At 72.4% G+C, this 16,213-nt stretch carries 15 protein-coding genes; 11 read left to right on the forward strand and 4 right to left on the reverse strand.

Going from position 1 to position 16,213, the window contains the following annotated elements; genetic code table 11:
• The first annotated feature begins 62 nt into the window (after window positions 1-62).
• The 6 genes from ACWCV9_RS08310 (at window position 63) to ACWCV9_RS08335 (ending at window position 7,925) form a co-directional block, all read left to right on the forward strand.
• Entirely contained in the window at window positions 63-2,915 is a 2,853-nt protein-coding gene (locus ACWCV9_RS08310) for a DEAD/DEAH box helicase (protein ID WP_450784866.1), read from the forward strand.
• 382 nt (window positions 2,916-3,297) lie between these two features.
• Window positions 3,298-4,950 carry an ATP-binding protein gene (locus tag ACWCV9_RS08315; protein ID WP_450784868.1) on the forward strand — a complete coding sequence of 551 codons (1,653 nt, stop codon included), beginning with the start codon at window positions 3,298-3,300 and terminating at the stop codon, window positions 4,948-4,950.
• Window positions 4,947-5,351 (forward strand): roadblock/LC7 domain-containing protein, encoded by a 405-nt coding sequence (locus ACWCV9_RS08320; RefSeq protein ID WP_385844524.1) that lies wholly within the window; start codon window positions 4,947-4,949, stop codon window positions 5,349-5,351. The genes ACWCV9_RS08315 and ACWCV9_RS08320 overlap by 4 nt, the downstream gene beginning before the upstream one ends.
• A complete protein-coding gene (locus ACWCV9_RS08325; RefSeq protein ID WP_450784870.1) occupies window positions 5,348-5,758 on the forward strand; it encodes a DUF742 domain-containing protein in 411 nt (136 codons plus the stop codon). The genes ACWCV9_RS08320 and ACWCV9_RS08325 overlap by 4 nt, the downstream gene beginning before the upstream one ends.
• Entirely contained in the window at window positions 5,739-6,359 is a 621-nt protein-coding gene (locus ACWCV9_RS08330) for a GTP-binding protein (RefSeq protein WP_385844522.1), read from the forward strand. Before ACWCV9_RS08325 ends, ACWCV9_RS08330 begins: the two co-directional genes overlap by 20 nt.
• 57 nt (window positions 6,360-6,416) lie before the next feature.
• The gene (locus ACWCV9_RS08335) at window positions 6,417-7,925 is read left to right on the forward strand and encodes a cytochrome P450 (protein ID WP_450784872.1); all 1,509 of its coding nucleotides are present in this window, start codon (window positions 6,417-6,419) and stop codon (window positions 7,923-7,925) included.
• A 6-nt stretch (window positions 7,926-7,931) separates the two neighbouring features.
• Here ACWCV9_RS08335 and ACWCV9_RS08340 read toward each other — a convergent pair whose 3' ends face one another.
• Window positions 7,932-8,867, reverse strand: coding sequence for an RluA family pseudouridine synthase (locus tag ACWCV9_RS08340; protein WP_450784874.1), 936 nt, complete (start codon window positions 8,865-8,867; stop codon window positions 7,932-7,934).
• 91 nt (window positions 8,868-8,958) lie between these two features.
• Here ACWCV9_RS08340 and ACWCV9_RS08345 point away from each other — a divergent pair, with 91 nt between their 5' ends.
• The gene (locus ACWCV9_RS08345) at window positions 8,959-9,540 is read left to right on the forward strand and encodes a GNAT family N-acetyltransferase (RefSeq protein WP_450784876.1); all 582 of its coding nucleotides are present in this window, start codon (window positions 8,959-8,961) and stop codon (window positions 9,538-9,540) included.
• Between the two features lie 48 nt (window positions 9,541-9,588).
• Window positions 9,589-10,527: a 5'-nucleotidase gene (locus ACWCV9_RS08350; RefSeq protein ID WP_385844518.1), complete on the forward strand. Its 939-nt coding sequence runs from the start codon at window positions 9,589-9,591 to the stop codon at window positions 10,525-10,527.
• 13 nt (window positions 10,528-10,540) lie between these two features.
• Here the strand turns inward: ACWCV9_RS08350 and ACWCV9_RS08355 are convergent, their stop codons facing one another.
• Entirely contained in the window at window positions 10,541-11,386 is an 846-nt protein-coding gene (locus ACWCV9_RS08355) for a siderophore-interacting protein (protein ID WP_450784878.1), read from the reverse strand.
• A 112-nt stretch (window positions 11,387-11,498) separates the two neighbouring features.
• On the reverse strand, window positions 11,499-12,419 hold the full coding sequence (locus tag ACWCV9_RS08360; RefSeq protein ID WP_450784880.1) for a 5'-3' exonuclease: 921 nt from the start codon (window positions 12,417-12,419) through the stop codon (window positions 11,499-11,501).
• Window positions 12,420-12,796: 377 nt separating this feature from the next.
• Between ACWCV9_RS08360 and ACWCV9_RS08365 the strand changes: the two genes are divergently transcribed.
• Window positions 12,797-13,369 (forward strand): helix-turn-helix domain-containing protein, encoded by a 573-nt coding sequence (locus ACWCV9_RS08365; protein WP_385844515.1) that lies wholly within the window; start codon window positions 12,797-12,799, stop codon window positions 13,367-13,369.
• A 9-nt stretch (window positions 13,370-13,378) separates the two neighbouring features.
• Window positions 13,379-14,122 carry a helical backbone metal receptor gene (locus ACWCV9_RS08370; RefSeq protein ID WP_450784882.1) on the forward strand — a complete coding sequence of 248 codons (744 nt, stop codon included), beginning with the start codon at window positions 13,379-13,381 and terminating at the stop codon, window positions 14,120-14,122.
• On the opposite strand, the gene ACWCV9_RS08375 is transcribed toward ACWCV9_RS08370, so the two are convergent.
• Window positions 14,034-15,191, reverse strand: a complete 1,158-nt coding sequence (locus ACWCV9_RS08375) for a TDT family transporter (RefSeq protein WP_450784884.1) — start codon at window positions 15,189-15,191, stop codon at window positions 14,034-14,036. The two genes, ACWCV9_RS08370 and ACWCV9_RS08375, sit on opposite strands and share 89 nt — an antisense overlap.
• A 70-nt stretch (window positions 15,192-15,261) precedes the next feature.
• Between ACWCV9_RS08375 and ACWCV9_RS08380 the strand changes: the two genes are divergently transcribed.
• Entirely contained in the window at window positions 15,262-16,209 is a 948-nt protein-coding gene (locus ACWCV9_RS08380) for a LysR family transcriptional regulator (protein WP_450784886.1), read from the forward strand.
• The last annotated feature ends 4 nt before the right edge of the window (window positions 16,210-16,213 follow it).

Below are 16,213 nucleotides of genomic sequence, written 5' to 3' on the forward strand. Positions count from 1 at the left end.
GGGCGTCCGCTGTGTGCGCACCACCTGCTGTCCCGAGGGCCGATGAGCGCACGTTCCGCATAATGATCGTCCTGTTGTCAGTGGGGCCCGGTACGCTCGAAAGCACGATGACAGAGGATCTCTCACCGGCCGAGCGGTACGCGGCGGCCCGCAAGCGGGCAGCCGAGCAGGCCACCGCGCTCGCACCCTTCCGCGAGATGTACGACTTCGGCCTCGACCCCTTCCAGATCGAGGCCTGCCAGGCACTCGAAGCGGGAAAGGGCGTGCTGGTGGCCGCCCCCACCGGCTCGGGCAAGACGATCGTGGGCGAGTTCGCCGTCCACCTCGCCCTGCGCCAGGGCAAGAAGTGCTTCTACACGACACCCATCAAGGCGCTGTCGAACCAGAAGTACGCCGACCTGTGCCGCCGCTACGGCGCCGACAAGGTCGGCCTGCTCACCGGCGACAACAGTGTCAATTCCGGCGCCCCGGTGGTCGTGATGACCACCGAGGTGCTGCGGAACATGCTCTACGCCGGCTCGCAGACCCTCCTCGGCCTCGGCTATGTGGTCATGGACGAGGTGCACTACCTCTCCGACCGCTTCCGCGGCGCCGTCTGGGAGGAAGTGATCATTCACCTGCCCGAGTCGGTCACCCTGGTCTCGCTCTCCGCCACCGTGTCCAACGCCGAGGAGTTCGGTGACTGGCTGGACACCGTCCGCGGCGACACCGAGGTGATCGTCTCCGAGCACCGGCCCGTGCCGCTGTTCCAGCACGTCCTCGCCGGACGCCGGATGTACGACCTGTTCGAGGAGGGCGAGGGCCACAAGAAGGCCGTCAACCCCGATCTGGCCCGGCTGGCCCGTATGGAGGCCACCAGACCGTCGTACCAGGACCGGCGGCGCGGCCGTGCGATGCGCGAGGCCGACCGGGAGCGGGAGCGCAGACAGCGCTCGCGGGTGTGGACGCCGGGCCGCCCCGAGGTCATCGAGCGCCTGGACGCCGAGGGCCTGCTCCCGGCGATCACCTTCATCTTCAGCCGCGCCGCCTGTGAGGCGGCCGTCCAGCAGTGCCTGTACGCGGGTCTCCGGCTCAACGACGAGGAGGCGCGGGAAAAGGTGCGCGCCCTGGTCGAGGAGCGCACCGCCTCGATCCCGCCGGAGGACCTGCACGTCCTCGGCTACTACGAGTGGCTGGAGGGCCTGGAGCGGGGCATCGCCGCGCACCACGCGGGCATGCTGCCGACCTTCAAGGAGGTCGTGGAGGAGCTGTTCGTGCGCGGCCTGGTCAAGGCCGTGTTCGCGACCGAGACCCTCGCGCTCGGCATCAACATGCCCGCCCGCTCGGTGGTGCTGGAGAAGCTCGTCAAGTGGAACGGCGAGCAGCACGCCGACATCACCCCCGGCGAGTACACCCAGCTGACCGGCCGGGCCGGCCGCCGCGGCATCGACGTCGAGGGCCATGCGGTGGTGCTCTGGCAGCGGGGGATGAGCCCGGAGCACCTCGCCGGTCTCGCGGGCACCCGCACCTACCCGCTGCGCTCCAGCTTCAAGCCGTCGTACAACATGGCGGTCAACCTGGTCGAGCAGTTCGGGCGGCACCGCTCGCGCGAGCTGCTGGAGACCTCCTTCGCGCAGTTCCAGGCCGACAAGTCGGTGGTCGGGATCTCCCGGCAGGTGCAGCGCAACGAGGAGGGCCTGGCCGGCTACAAGGCCTCGATGACCTGCCACCTCGGCGACTTCGAGGAGTACGCGCGGCTGCGCCGCGAACTGAAGGACCGGGAGACCGAGCTGGCCCGGCAGGGCGCCGACCAGCGCCGCGCGGAGGCCGCGGTGGCGCTGGAGAAGCTCAAGCCGGGTGACGTCATCCACGTGCCCACCGGCAAGTACGCGGGGCTCGCCCTGGTGCTGGACCCCGGTCTGCCGGCCGGCCGCGCAGGCGGCCACCGCGGCTTCGACCACCACGACGGGCCGCGCCCGCTGGTGCTGACGGCCGAGCGGCAGGTCAAGCGGCTGGCGTCGATGGACTTCCCGGTGCCGGTCGAGCCGCTGGACCGGATGCGGATCCCGAAGTCCTTCAACCCGCGCTCCCCGCAGTCCCGCCGGGACCTGGCCTCCGCGCTGCGCACCAAGGCCGGGCACATCCCGCCGGAGCGGGCCCGCAAGCGGCGCTCGCAGGCGGCCGACGACCGGGAGATCGCACGGCTGCGCACGGCGATCCGGGCCCACCCCTGCCACGGCTGCAACGACCGCGAGGACCACGCCCGTTGGGCCGAGCGCTACCACCGGCTGCTGCGCGACACCTCGCAGCTGGAGCGCCGTATCGAGGGCCGTACGAACACCATCGCCCGGACCTTCGACCGGATCGTGGCCCTGCTGACCGAGCTGGACTATCTGCGCGGTGACGAGGTCACCGAGCACGGCAAGCGGCTCGCCCGGCTCTACGGCGAACTCGACCTGCTGGCCAGCGAATGCCTGCGCGAGCGGGTCTGGGAGGGCCTCGGCCCCGCCGAACTCGCCGCCTGCGTCTCGGCGCTGGTGTACGAGGCCCGGGTCGGCGACGACGCGATGGCGCCCAAGCTGCCCTCCGGCAACGCGAAGGCCGCGCTCGGCGAGATGGTCCGTATCTGGGGCCGGCTGGACGCGCTGGAGGAGGAGTTCCGGATCAACCAGACGGAAGGGGTCGGCCAGCGCGAGCCCGATCTCGGCTTCGCCTGGGCCGCCTATATGTGGGCGTCCGGCAAGGGCCTCGACGAGGTGCTGCGCGAGGCCGAGATGCCCGCGGGCGACTTCGTGCGCTGGTGCAAGCAGGTGATCGACATCCTCGGGCAGATCTCCGCCGCGGCGCCGGTCGAGGGGTCGACCGTGGCCAAGGCCGCGCGCAAGGCCGTCGACCAGCTGCTGCGGGGTGTGGTCGCCTACTCGTCCGTGGGGTAGCCACCGGCTGCCGTGCCCGGCGATTCATGCGATCGGGTTGATTCTCGAGGGCGCTGAACTGCTCGTCTTAGCGGGTGGTTCGGCGCCCTTTTCACTCTCTTCGGGGAGGCGCTTTCGCACGTCCGTACACCGTCACCGAACGTGTGCGAGTGGCGTCTCAGCGTGTAAATGCAGCTGAGCGTACTCCTGGTGCAGGGGCGATTTCAGGTGCTTGCCGAATATGACACGGCGATGATCCGGTCGGACTAAGCTCGCCCGCGGCGCACCGAGTTGAGGCAATTCGTGCGCTTGTTCCCAAATATCCGTTGGATCCTGACAGTTCCATGAACCTTCCCCTCACACGCACGTCCGACACCCAGCCGATTCGTCTCAGAAGGCACCCATGGTGAGTGTTCAGAAGCCTCCCGGCCGCCGCGAACGTCCCTACGCGCGCGTGCTGTTGCCCCCGGCCATAGTGATGGCCGCCGCGACCGGGGCCGCCGCGGCGCTGGCGCCGGCCGCGGGACGGCTCGCCGTCCTGCTGTGCGGGGCGCTGGCCGTGCTGCTGCTCCTCGCCACCGCGGGCGAGGCCGCCCGCCGCGGGCGCAGGCTGCGCGAGGTACAGGCCGAACACGCCCGGCACACGGCGTACCTGGAGAACCGGCTCGCCGCGCACGACGAGCTGATCGAGAAGTTCGCCACCGACATCCTGCCCCTCGGCCTGCTCCGGCTGCGCAAGGGAGAGCAGCTGCGGGAGGTGCTGATCAACGTCTACGACTGCGATCCCGAGCTGCGTGCGCTGCCCGAGTCCTACCGCGAGCTGTTCCGTATCGCGCTGAAGGGCGCCGACGACGAGATCTCGATGCGCGACGCCACCGAGCGCTCCTTCGTCAGCATCGCCCGCCGCGTCCAGGCCATCGTCCACCAGCAGGCCAAGGAACTCCGGGAGATGGAGGAGGACCACGGCCGCAACCCCGAGGTCTTCGACGACCTGCTGCGCATCGACCACGGCACCTCGCTGATCGGCCGTCTCGCCGACACCATCGGCGTCCTCGGCGGCGGCCGGCCCGGCCGTCAGTGGCCCCTGCCGGTCTCCTTGTACAGCACCCTGCGCGGCGCGATGTCCCGCATCCTGGAGTACCGCCGCATCAAGCTGAACTCCATCGTCACCATCAACATCAAGGGCACCGCGGTCGAGCCGGTCATCCACGCCGCCGCCGAGCTGATGGACAACGCGACGCGCTACTCGCCGCCCGCGACCGAGGTCCATGTCACCGCCGTCGAGGTGCAGACCGGCATCGCCATCGAGATCGAGGACGCGGGCGTCAGCCTCAGCGAGGAGTCCCGGGCCCGCATCGAGCAGATGATCGAGGACGCCAAGAACGGCGAGGACGCCCACAACCTGGGCGAGAACCCGCGCCTCGGCCTCGCCGTCGTCGGCCGGCTCTGCAAGCAGTTCAACATGGAGGTCTCGCTGCGCGCCTCCGCCTACGGCGGCGTCCGCGCGATCCTCATCGTGCCGCGCGTGATGACGACCACCGAACCCGGCGTGGGGGCCGCGCACGGCATCGGCGCCACCGGCATCCCGATGAAGGAACTCGGCGCGGTCGAGGGCCCCAAGCGCCCGCCGAAGCGCCGCCGCCCCACCAGCCCCAAGATTCCCGCCGGGATCTCCATGGAGGACGACGTCCCCGAGGTCACCGAGTGGACGGCGAACGGACTGCCGCAGCGCCGCAGCCGGGTGAAGACCCCGCTGGCCCAGCGGCTCGCCGAGCAGGCCGCCATCGAGCAGGCCGAGCGCGAGGGCAGGCCGACCATCTGGTCCCAGACCAGGACGGAACCCGAGCCGGAGATCGACCCCGAGCGCAAGAAGCTCATGGAACGCCCCCCGGGCATGTGGATGGAGGACTTCTGGAACGGCCTGCGCAAGGGCATGCCCGAGGACGCCACCGCCGCCGAACTGACCGACTTCACGCTCAATCCCACCAAGTACCTGCACCTGATCGATGATTCGGCCGACCCCACCGAGGCCGACGACGAGGGGAACCTCAAGTGATCCAGCAGCGAGGCAACTTCGACTGGATGCTCAAGCAGCTGAACGACGGAGTACCGGGCATCGAGATGATCGTGGTCCTGTCCGCGGACGGACTGCGCATCGCCCGGTACGGCGGCGACCCCGACGCCGCCGACCGGGTGGCCGCCGCCTGTGCGGGCGTGCAGAGCCTGGCCGGCGCCATCATCCAGGAGATCCCCGGCGCGGGCGACATGAAGGTCGTCGTCATCGAGATCGAAGGCGGCTACTTCTACCTCATGAACGCCGGTCCCAACGCCTACCTCGCCGTCCTGGCCGACGTGACCTGCGAACCGGGCCGGATGAGCGCCATGATGCGCGACCTCGTCGTCCGGATCGGCGCCCATCTCACCAGTCCGCCCCGGCGGAACGGGCAGACCGTATGACTCCTCCGCGACGCAAACGGCGCCAGCCGAAGCCGCCGCCCCCGCCGCCCTCCCCGCCCCGGCCGGCGGACGGTCAGGCCCCGCCCAGGAACCCCGAACGGCTCTACACCGTCGCCGAGGCCGACGGTCTGCGGGCCGAACTCGACCTCGTGACCCTGATCGTGGCCCGCTCCCCGGTGACGCCCGCCGCCACCCCCGAGCAGGCGGCCGTGCTCCGGCTGTGCACGGCCCCGCTGTCCGTGGCCGAACTCTCGGCCTATCTCAATCTGCCGTTCAGCGCGATGACCGTCCTGATCACCGAGATGATCACGGCCGAACTGGTGCAGGCACGCGCCCCGATCGTCCGCCGGGCGGTCCCCGACCGTTCACTTCTCGAAGCGGTGATGCATGGACTTCAAAAGCTCTGACACGATCCCCGGCCCACGCACCGAGGACCATCTGCCGCACACGGCCCAGGCCGCGGTGAAGATCGTGATCGTGGGCGGCTTCGGCGTCGGCAAGACCACCATGGTCGGTTCCGTCAGCGAGATCAGACCGCTGACCACCGAGGAGACCATGACCCAGGCCGGGATCGGCGTCGACGACAACTACGGCTCCGACTCCAAGACGGCCACCACCGTGGCCATGGACTTCGGCCGCATCAGCATCACCGACAAACTGGTCCTCTACCTCTTCGGCACCCCTGGCCAGGAACGCTTCTGGTTCCTGTGGAACGGCCTGTTCGAAGGGGCGCTCGGCGCGGTCGTCCTGGTCGACACCCGGCGACTGGAGGTCAGCTTCGACGTCATGGGCCGGCTCGAGGAGCGCGGCGTGCCCTTCGTCGTCGCCGTCAACTCCTTCCCGGACGCTCCCCGCTACCCCCTCGAGGAGCTGCGCACCGCGCTGGACCTGACCCCGGACATCCCGATCGTCGACTGCGATGTGCGGCGCCGCGCCTCCAGCAAGGACGTCCTGCTGACCCTGATGCGCTTCCTGCACTCGCTGGCCCTCTCCCGCGCCCTCATCTGACCCCTCCGGCGGCCGACCGACCGCCACACCCCCTTCCTTCCGTTCCGGAGCGACACCGTGACGTCTGAATCCCCCTCCCTGACCGGCACAGACCCCACCTCCGGCCCTCCGCCGGGCTGCCCGGCGCACGGGCTCGGCCCCGGGGGAGTGCAACGGCTCTACGGCCCCGAAGCGACGGACCTCGGCGACCTCTACGAGCGGCTGCGCGAGCAGCACGGCGCCGTGGCCCCCGTCCTGCTCCACGACGACGTGCCCATGTGGGTGGTGCTCGGCCACGCCGAGAACATGCAGATGGTGCGCAGCCCCTCGCAGTACACCCGGGACAGCCGGATCTGGAGCCCGCTGCTCGACGGCACCGTCAAGCCCGACCACCCGCTGATGCCGCACATCGCCTGGCAGCCCATCTGCTCGCACGCCGAGGGCGACGAGCACCAGCGGCTGCGCGGGGCGGTCACCGCGGCCATGGCCACCATCGACCACCGCAGCGTCCGCCGCTACATCGGCCGCGCCACCCAGGCCCTGGTGAACAGCTTCTGCGAGCGAGGCCGGGCCGACCTGGTCTCCCAGTTCTCCGAGCACCTGCCGATGGCCGTGATGTGTCAGATCCTCGGCATGCCCGAGGAGTACAACGACCGGATGGTGCAGGCCGCCCGGGACGCCCTGAAGGGCACCGCCACCGCCATCCAGAGCCATGCCTACGTCATGGACGCGCTCAGTCGGCTCACCACCCGGCGGCGCGCCCGGCCCGAGGACGACTTCACCAGTCATCTCGTCACCCACCGGGCCGGGCTCAGCGACGACGAGGTCCGCGAACATCTGCGCGTCGTCCTCTTCGCGGCCTACGAGGCCACCGCCAACCTCCTCGCCAACGCGCTGCGCATGGTCCTGACCGAGCCCGGCTTCCGCGCCCAGCTCAACGGCGGCCAGATGACCGTGCCGGAGGCGATCGAGCAGTCCCTGTGGGACGAGCCGCCGTTCAGCACGGTCTTCGCCTACTACGCCAAGCAGGACACCGAGCTGGGCGGTCAGCGCATCCGCAAGGGCGACGGGCTGCTCTTCGCCCCCGCGCCGGGCAACCTCGACCCGCGCATCCGCCCGGACCTGTCCGCCAGCATGCAGGGCAACCGCTCCCACCTCGCCTTCGGCGGCGGCCCGCACGAGTGCCCCGGCCAGGACATCGGCCGTGCCATCGCCGACGTCGGCGTCGACGCGCTGCTGACCCGGCTGCCGGACATCCAGCTGGACTGCGCCGAGGAGGAGCTGCACTGGCGGTCCTCGATCGCCTCCCGGCACCTGGTGGCGCTGCCGGTGCGCTTCGAACCCAAGCCGCAGCAGGACGTCGACCTCGCGCCGCGCACCATGGCGGTCCCGGCCCAGCGCGCCACCTGGCAGGTCGGCACCCTGCGCACCGACCCGGCCCCGGCCGCCAATCCGCAGCCGGAGACCCCCCGCCCCGCCAGGCCGTCCCCGGCCGTGGCCCCGCCGCCGGCCGCCCCCGCGGTGCCGGAACCGGTGCGCCCACGGGGTCTGTGGCGACGCCTGCTGCACTGGTGGCGCGGCGAGTGACCGGGGTCAGACCCCCGGGGCCGGCCAGGCGTCGAGCGTGCGCGAGCTGACGAACGCATGCTCCACCCCGGTGACCGGATCGGTGAACTCCAGCCGCCGCGCGAGCAGTTGCAGCGGCCGCCGGAAGTCGCCGGCCGGCACCGGGGCGGTCACCTCCGGGTACAGCGGGTCATCGAGGATGGGCACCCCGAGCGCGTTCAGATGCACCCGCAGCTGATGGGTCTGCCCGGTGTGCGGGACGAGCCGGTAGCGGGCGAGGCCGCCGCGGTGCCCGGCCAGCTCCACCCGGGTCACCGCGTTCGGCTCGCCCGGCACCTCCTGGGCGGCCTGCACCCCGCGCTCCTTCACGATCCTGCTGCGCACGGTCCGGGGCAGCTCCAGCGCGGGGTCGTACGGCGCGACCGCCTCGTACTCCTTGCGGACCGCCCGGTCCCGGAACAGCGTCTGGTAGGCGCCGCGCTCCTCGGGCCGTACGGTGAACAGCACCAGGCCGGCCGTCAGCCGGTCCAGGCGGTGCGCGGCCGTCAGGGTGGGGATGCCGAGGTCCCGCCGCAGCCGCGCCAGTGCCGTCTCGGCGACATGGGTGCCGCGCGGGGTGGTGGCCAGGAAGTGCGGCTTGTCGGCCACGACGATGTGCGCGTCCCGGTACACCACCTCCACCGGGAACGGCACCGGCACCTCGGCGGGCAGCTCGCGGTGGAACCACACGAACATGCCCGGTCGGTAGGGCGCGTCCGGTGCCACCGGCCGCCCGTCGGCCCCGACGACCAGCCCCTCGTCGAACATGCCCTCCACCACTCCGGGTCCGGCGCCGGTGAGCCGCGCCACAAGATGCTCCCGTACGGTGGCCCACGGCCCGGCGGCGGGCAGCCGCACCCGTACCGGATCGACCCCGGCACGCTGGGGGAGCGGGGCGGGCGGGGGCGGTGTGCGGCGTCTCATCGGATCCAGGGGTAGGGCGGCTCGTCGGGCTCCAGGGTACGAGGCGAAAACCGGGTGAACCGGCGGCCGTGGGGTCGGCAGTATGGGGATCATGCCTTTGCTGACCGGTCCCGTCGTGGCCCCCGGATCCCTCGCCGCCGCCCCGCAGCCCGTCCTGCCCGGCGGGGACGGCCTGTTGCTGCGCCCCTGGCGGGCCGGTGACGCGCCCGCCGTCCACCGCGCCTTCCAGGATCCGCTGATGCACCAGTGGCACATCAAGGCCTGCGACTCCGAGCAGGAGGCGGCCGGCTGGATCGCCGAGTGGCAGCAGTCCTGGGCCGGTGAGGACCAGGCCCAGTGGGCCGTCGTCGCCGAGGACACGGACGAGCTGCTGGGCCGGGTCGCGCTCCGGGAGATCCGGTGTGCCGACGGTGTCGCCGAGGTCGCGTACTGGACGACGGCGGCCGCGCGCGGCCGGGGTGTCGCGGCCCGGGCCACCACCGCGCTGTCCCGTTGGGCGTTCGAGGAGGTCGGTCTGCACCGGCTGGAACTGCTGCACGCGCTGGCCAACGAGGCGTCCTGCCGGGTCGCCGCCAAGGCCGGTTTCGCCCTGGAGGGCACCAAGCGCAGCGCGCTGCTGCACCCCGACGGCTGGCACGACGTCCACCTGCACGCGCGGCTCCGGGACGACTGAGCCGCCGGGGCGGGTGTGCGGTGCTCCGTCGGTGTGAAGATGGAGGGCATGCCGGCCTACGATCTTGCGAACCGACTCGTCGTCGGTGTCGCCTCCAGCGCCCTGTTCGACCTGCGGGAGTCGGACGCCGTCTTCCGGGAGCAGGGTGAGGAGGCCTACCGGGCCTACCAGGAGGAGCACGTCGACGACACGCTCCGGCCCGGGGTCGCCTTCGCGTTCATCCGCAGGCTGCTGTCGCTGAACGACCTCGGCGAGCCGGGGGACCCGCTGGTCGAGGTGATCATCCTCTCCCGCAACGACCCGGACACCGGCCTGCGGGTGATGCGGTCCATCCAGGCCCATGAACTGCCCATCACCCGGGCCGTGTTCATGCAGGGACGGTCGCCGTATGTGTTCATGACCGCGCTCAACATGTCCCTGTTCCTGTCCGCGAACGGCAGCGACGTGCGCGAGGCCGTCGCCGCCGGACTGCCGGCCGGACATGTGCTGGGGGAGTCGTACGCCGACGACCCCGCCGACCCGGAGCTGCGGATCGCCTTCGACTTCGACGGGGTGCTCGCCGGTGACACCGCGGAGCAGGTGTACCAGTCCGCCGGGCTGGAGGAGTTCCGCGCGCACGAGGCCCGTAACGTGGCGACCCCGCACGACCCCGGGCCGCTGCGCGACTTCCTCGCCGGGGTGAACCGGATACAGCGCCGGGAGGAGGAGCGGCGGATGGCCGACCCGGACTACGCGATCCGGGTCCATGTCTCCATCGTGACCGCGCGCAACGCGCCGGCGCACGAGCGCGCGGTGAACAGCCTCAAGCAGTGGGGCGTGACCGCCAACGGGGCCTTCTTCCTGGGCGGCATCGAGAAGGGTGCGGTCATGAAGGTGCTGCGACCGCACATCTTCTTCGACGACCAGGTGACCCACCTGGAGAGCACGTCCCGGACCACGCCCAGCGTGCACATCCCCTTCGGCAAGCTGAACCAGACGGCGCGCTGAGGGCGGAGCGCTGCTACGCGGCCGTCGCGCCGCCCTCCTGCTCGGCCTCGACGCGGGCGTTCCACTCGCGCTTGGAGGCCTGCCAGCCGTCCTCGTTGTGGCCGAGGCGCCAGTAGCCGGAGATCGACAGGTCCTCGCGCGGGATCTGCCGCTCGACGCGCAGCAGCCGGCGCAGCTCCTTCACGAAGCCGGCCTCGCCGTGCACGAACACATGCGGCCGGCCCGCCGGGAAGTCCAGCTCCCGTACGGCCGTGAGCAGCGCCTCGCCCACCGGGCGGTCCCCGCGGTGCAGCCAGACGATCTCCACATCGGTGTCGATCTTCTGCTCCTCCTCGGGGCCGGAGACCTCGACGAAGGCGTGGGCGCGGGCGTCGTCGGGCAGGGTCTCCAGGGCGCGGGCGATGGCGGGCAGCGCGCTCTCGTCACCGGCGAGCAGGTGCCAGTCGGCCTGAGGGTCGGGGCGGTAGGCGCCGCCGGGGCCCATGAAGCGCACCGTCTCGCCGGGCTGGACCCGGGTGGCCCACGGTCCGGCCAGGCCCTCGTCGCCGTGGATGACGAAGTCCAGGGTCAGCTCGCGCTGTTCGGGATCCCAGGCGCGCACGGTGTAGGTCCGGGTCACCGGCCACTGCTCGCGCGGGAACTCCGCCCGGATCCGCTCCAGGTCGAAGGGTTCGGGGTAGCTCACGCCGGCCGGCCCGAACAGCAGCTTGACGTAGTGGTCGGTGCAGGTGTCCGCGGCGAAGCCGGTCAGGCCGTCGCCGCCCAGCACCACGCGCTGCATATGCGGGGTGAGGCGCTCGGTGCGCACCACCTGGGCGGTATAGGGCTTGCGCGGCTTCCGTTCGGGACGCTCTGCCATCACGGCCTCCTGCAATTGGTTAGGTTTACCTAAGTTAGCACTCGGCGTGGAGTTGACGCCCCTTCTCGGAGATCTCGATGACAAGCTTTTTGCCGGAACATTCCGGTCGCGGTCAGCCGGCGAGCGTGGTGAGCAGCCGTTGCAGGGAGCCGCCGAGACCCCAGCGCCGCGCCAGTTCCTCGAGGGCCGCGGGATCGCGCGGGGTGCTCGGCAGGGCGGTGGTGACCTCCGGGAGCGGTACGTCCGCGGCCACCCGCACCACCTTCGGGGCGACCGCCACATACGGCCGGGCCTCGGTGAGCCGTCTGCGCTGCGACGGGGTGAGCTTCGCCCGCGGGTCCTCGACCGCCGCCATGATCCCGGCCAGATCGCCGAACTCGGCGAGCAGCTTGGCGGCCGTCTTCTCCCCGATGCCGGCCACGCCCGGCAGGCCGTCGCTCGGGTCGCCGCGCAGCAGTGCCAGGTCCGCGTACCCCCGCCCGTCGACCCCATACTTCTCGCGCAGCACCGCCTCGTCGGTCAGCTGGAGGGTGCCCACGCCCTTGAGCGGGTACAGCACGCGCACCTCGCGCTGGTCGTCCACCAGTTGGTACAGGTCCCGGTCGCCGGTGACGATGTCGACCGGGCCGGTGGCCCGCGCGGTGAAGGTGCCGATCACGTCGTCCGCCTCGTAGTCCGCGACGCCGACCCGGGCGATGCCGATCGCGTCCAGCACGGCCTCGATGACGGGCACCTGCGGGGCGAGGGTGTCCGGCACCTCCTCCGCGTCCGGGGCGTCCGGGTGCTCCTCGGCGACCCGGTGCGCCTTGTACGTCGGGATGAGGTCCACCCGCCACTGCGGCCGCCAGTCGGCGTCCATGCAGGCCACCAGGTGCTCCGGCCGGTGGTCCTTGACCAGCCGGTCGATGAAGTCCAGCAGCCCGCGCACGGCGTTCACCGGCGTGCCGTCCGGGGCCTTCACGGAGTCCGGGACGCCGAAGTAGGCGCGGAAGTACAGCGAGGCGGTGTCGAGGAGCATGAGTCGTCCGGTCACGCTCGCATCATGCCGCACGGCACTGACAGTCACGGGCACGGCAGCGGCCCGCGCGGGAGGGGTCTCGGGGTCCCCGCGGTGTCCACGGTAAGAATCCGGCCAATCACCATGCGTGAGGATCGTTGGCCCAGGCGGCGGCGCCCGGCCCGGGTGGTCGGCACGCGCCCCCCGGAAAGCCCGGCGCCGGGCGGATCCGCGGCCCGCTGATGCTGGCGTGAACCGTGATGGTGCGGGATCGTGGGCATGTCAGTGATGCGACAGGTGCGTGAAACGGTTCGCCGAACATGCGTAGGGTGCAGAGAAGCCATCAGTGAAACGGCGTGCCCGGGGTGGGCACGCGGACAGCGGCACGCCGAGTGAGGGAGGGAGTCGGAGCGATGGGCGACCACAAAGAGCAGCAGCCCGTGCGCGTGGGCGCGGCCGTGCGGCGGCGCCGCCGTGCGCTGGAGCTGACGCTCGCCGCCGTGGCCGAGCGCACCGGCTTGTCGGTGCCCTTCCTCAGCCAGGTCGAGAACGACCGGGCCCGGCCCAGCCGCACCTCCCTGGAGAAGCTGGCCGACGCCCTGCGCACCACGGCCGTCGAACTCCTCGCCGCAGCCGACCCCGCGGCCAGCGTGGACGTCGTACGCGCCGAGCCGGTCGCCGAGGACGACTTCGCGCCCCGCACCCGCTCCCTGGTCCGCGGCCACCACCAGCTGCACGCCTCCGAGATCACCGGCGACCACGACGCCGGCCGCGAGTTCCAGCACCGCAACGACGAGCTGATGTACGTCGCCGACGGCGCGGTGGAGATCGAGGCGGAGGGCCGCGCCTACCGCCTGGGCCGCGGCGACACCCTCTACCTGACCGGCGGTGTCCGCCACCGCTGGCGGGCCACGGTCCCGGACACCCGGATCGTCGTGGTGGCGGTCGCCGAGCACATCGAGGCGGTCCAGGACCGGTCGCGGTAGGTGGCGCACGTGACGTCCGCCCGGGTGCGGCGGCCCAGGATCGTGTCCCTCGTCCCGTCACTCACGGAGGCGGTGGCCGCGACCCTGCCGGGCGCGCTGGCCGGCGCCACGGACTGGTGCGTCCGTCCGGGCGAGCTGGACGTCGTCCGCGTCGGCGGCACCAAGAACCCGGACCTCGACCGCATCCGCGCGCTCGCCCCCGACCTGGTGGTCGCCAACGAGGAGGAGAACCGCGCACCCGACCTCGAGGCCCTGCGCGCGGCGGGCCTGGAGGTGCTGGTCACTCAGGTGCGCACGGTGCCGCAGGCGTTCGCCGAGCTGGAGCGGATGCTGGCCGCGTGCGGCGCACCGGGCCGGCCGCGCTGGCTGGACGAGGCGGAGGCCGTCTGGGCGGACCTGCCGGAGCCGGCCGAGCGCAGGACGGCGGTCGTCCCCGTCTGGCGCCGCCCCTGGATGGTGCTCGGCCGGGACACCTTCGCCGGTGACGTCCTCGCCCGTCTGGGCGTGGACCACCGCTACGCGGCCCATCCCGAGCGCTACCCGCGCGTCCCCCTGGCCGAGTTGTGTGCGGCGGCCCCCGACCTGGTCGTCCTGCCCGACGAGCCCTACCGCTTCACCCCCGAGGACGGCCCCGAGGCCTTTCCGGGCCTTCCCTGCGCCCTGGTCAGCGGACGGCACCTGACCTGGTACGGGCCGTCACTGGCCGAGGCGCCGCGGGTGCTGGCCGGTCCGCTGCGAGCAGCGCGCCGCTGAGCAGGCCCCGTACGGTTCCGCAGGCGGCCGCGAGCCAGGCCGCGACGAGCATGCCGTACAGCACCACGGTGAGGACGCCGTACGCGGTGAGCCCGGTGTGCCGGGCCAGCGCCGCCGCGCCGGTGACGCAGGTGCCGAGCGGGAAGGTGAACGCCCACCAGGTCATCGCGAACCCCATGCCCCGCCGCCGGGCCCGCACGACATGCGCGGTCGAGAGCGCCAGCCACAGCAGCGCGAACCCCATCACCGGCACCCCGTACAGCACGGCGAACACCGAGAGGCCACGCGCGTACGGCGCCGGTACGACCCCGGCGGCGGTGTCCGCGATCAGGCCGGCCGCGGTGGTGGACTGCCCGAGCGGGCCCAGCACCAGGAACAGGGTCGGGGTGAGCGCGAGCGGCAGCGGGCCGGAGGCCAGCACCCGGGTGAAGATCATCGGCAGGGTCAGCAGGACGGCGAACAGGCTCAGCCCGACCATGGCGAGGCAGGCCAGCAGCAGCGTCTGGCGGGGCTGGCCGGGCGGCAGATGCGGCACGAGCAGCGGGCCGAGCGACCCGGCCACCAGCGGCGCGACCAGTGGCAGCAGCCACACCGGACTGGCCTGTCCGGGCTCCACGCGATGGCGTACGGCCATCAGGTACGGCACGGCGACGACCGCCGCCAGCCCGATGGCCGTACCGGCGGTGTACAGCACGGCGTCCAGCGCGACCGCGTCCGTCGTGCCGATCCAGTCCCGGCCGACCGTCATGGCTCCGCCGCCCACCGCCAGCATGGCCATGGACAGACAGCCGTAGAACGGCGCCATGGCCGGGTCGAGGAGATGGGCGCGGGCCTGGTCGCGGTGGTGCCGCCAGTGCAGTGCGCGGGCGCCGAGCAGGGTCACCAGCAGGAGCAGGCTCAGCGCCCAGACGGCCGCGAGGACCCCGCGCAGCCCCGGCACCTGCCCCGGAAGCGCGGTACCGGCCGAGCCGACGACGGCGGTGCCCATGACACAGGCGTACCAGTTGGGGCCGAGCCGGCGGATCCGGGGCAGGCGGGGGACGGCGGTGGGCGGGGCTGCGGTGACCATGTCACGAGCCTCTCCTCCCGGGTGGCGGCTGACCAGGGAGTTCCCCTCTATGAGGACATAAGCTGGTTTTATGAGTGAGGTGCGGGGACGGGGACCGGGCGCGGAACAGGGCGGCCAGGAGAGTACGGGGTCGCTCGCGCACCGGGTGCCGGACCTCGCCGCACTGGAACTGCTGCTGGCCGTGGCGCGGTTGGGGAGTCTCGGCGCGGCGGCACGGGAGCTCGGCATCACCCAGCCCGCCGCCAGCAGCCGGATCCGCTCCATGGAGCGGCAGCTGGGCGTGGCCCTGGTCGACCGTTCGCCGCGCGGCTCCCGGCTCACGGACGCGGGGGCGCTGGTGACGGACTGGGCGGGGCGGGTGGTGGAGGCGGCGGCCGCCTTCGACGCGGGGGCCCGGGCGCTGCGCGACCGGCGGGACTCGCGGCTGCGGGTCGCGGCCAGCATGACCATCGCCGAGTACCTGCTGCCCGGCTGGCTGCTCGCGCTGCACGCCGAGCGCCCCGACACCGCCGTGTCGCTGCTCGCGGGCAACTCCGCGAAGGTCGCGGAGCTGCTGCTGGCCGGGGAGGCCGACCTCGGCTTCGTGGAGGGGCTGACCGTGCCGAGCGGGCTGGACTCCACGGTGATCGCCCACGACCGGCTGATCGTCGTCACCGCCCCGGGGCACCCCTGGGCCCGGCGCCGACGGCCGCTGACGGCGCGCGAGCTGGCCGAGACCCCGCTCATCCTGCGCGAGCGCGGCTCGGGTACCCGGCAGGTCCTGGACGCGGCGCTCGGGGGCCCGGCCCGGCCGCTGATCGAGCTGTCCTCGACCACGGCGGTGAAGGCGTCGGCGGTCAGCGGGGCGGGGCCGTCGGTGCTCAGTGAGCTGGTGGTGAAGGAGGAGCTGGCGATGCGGCGGCTGGTCAGCATCCCGGTGGAGGGGGTCGCGCTGCGACGTGACCTGCGGGCGGTCTGGCCGACGGGCCACCGCCCCGCCGGACCGGCGCGGGAGCTGTTGTCGCTGACGCGGGGATGAGACT

Source organism: Streptomyces sp. NPDC001606 (assembly GCF_053596835.1).

Bases quoted from the DNA above. Each gene is read 5' to 3' on its own strand.
- ACWCV9_RS08310 (WP_450784866.1), top strand. From the start codon at position 63: ATGATCGTCCTGTTGTCAGTGGGGCCCGGTACGCTCGAAAGCACGATG.
- ACWCV9_RS08315 (WP_450784868.1), top strand. From the start codon at position 3,298: ATGGTGAGTGTTCAGAAGCCTCCCGGCCGCCGCGAACGTCCCTACGCG.
- ACWCV9_RS08325 (WP_450784870.1), top strand. From the start codon at position 5,348: ATGACTCCTCCGCGACGCAAACGGCGCCAGCCGAAGCCGCCGCCCCCG.
- ACWCV9_RS08330 (WP_385844522.1), top strand. From the start codon at position 5,739: ATGGACTTCAAAAGCTCTGACACGATCCCCGGCCCACGCACCGAGGAC.
- ACWCV9_RS08340 (WP_450784874.1), bottom strand. From the start codon at position 8,867: ATGAGACGCCGCACACCGCCCCCGCCCGCCCCGCTCCCCCAGCGTGCC.
- ACWCV9_RS08345 (WP_450784876.1), top strand. From the start codon at position 8,959: ATGCCTTTGCTGACCGGTCCCGTCGTGGCCCCCGGATCCCTCGCCGCC.
- ACWCV9_RS08350 (WP_385844518.1), top strand. From the start codon at position 9,589: ATGCCGGCCTACGATCTTGCGAACCGACTCGTCGTCGGTGTCGCCTCC.
- ACWCV9_RS08355 (WP_450784878.1), bottom strand. From the start codon at position 11,386: ATGGCAGAGCGTCCCGAACGGAAGCCGCGCAAGCCCTATACCGCCCAG.
- ACWCV9_RS08365 (WP_385844515.1), top strand. From the start codon at position 12,797: ATGGGCGACCACAAAGAGCAGCAGCCCGTGCGCGTGGGCGCGGCCGTG.
- ACWCV9_RS08375 (WP_450784884.1), bottom strand. From the start codon at position 15,191: ATGGTCACCGCAGCCCCGCCCACCGCCGTCCCCCGCCTGCCCCGGATC.
- ACWCV9_RS08380 (WP_450784886.1), top strand. From the start codon at position 15,262: ATGAGTGAGGTGCGGGGACGGGGACCGGGCGCGGAACAGGGCGGCCAG.